General features: G+C 71.5%; 1 protein-coding gene. It reads left to right on the forward strand.

From position 1 onward, the window contains the following. The coding region (locus tag DSP71_RS08240) for an NAD(P)-dependent oxidoreductase (protein ID WP_309472610.1) at positions 1–536 on the forward strand (536 nt) is incomplete at both ends.

The following is a 536-nucleotide window of genomic DNA, read 5'->3' on the forward strand; positions in this document are numbered from 1 at the left end:
CTGGGCGCGGTCGCCGCTCGTCTCGGTGGTTCTCTCCTGCGCGTCGATCGTCTCGCCGAGGCCGAACTCGACGATGCACGCATCGTGATCACGAGCTGGGGTGTCGGGCCCTTCGACGCCGCAGTGCTCTCGGCGCTGCCGAAGCTCGAACTGATCGCGCACACGGGGGCCACGATCAAGCCCTTCGCGACCGATGAGCTGTTCGACCGCGGTGTCGTGGTGACGCAGGCCGGCGCGGGGATGGCGCGACCGGTGGCCGAGGTGTCGCTCACCTTCACGCTCGCGCTGCTGCACCGCGTGCCGGAGATGCACAACGCCCTGCGCGCCGGCGACGGTTGGTACGACGCGGCGGCGGTCGGGGTGCAGCGCGAGATCCTCGGCACGCCCATCGCGGTCATCGGGGCTTCGCGTACCGGGCGGGCCTACCTCGAACTCATCCGCGCGCTCGGGGCCGAACCGCTGCTGGTCGACCCGACGCTCGCCGCTTCGGAGGCTGCTGCTCTCGGCGCAGAGCTCGTGCCGCTCGACGATGCCCT

Source organism: Microbacterium sp. H6 (assembly GCF_003314775.1).
Classification (GTDB): domain Bacteria; phylum Actinomycetota; class Actinomycetes; order Actinomycetales; family Microbacteriaceae; genus Microbacterium; species Microbacterium oxydans.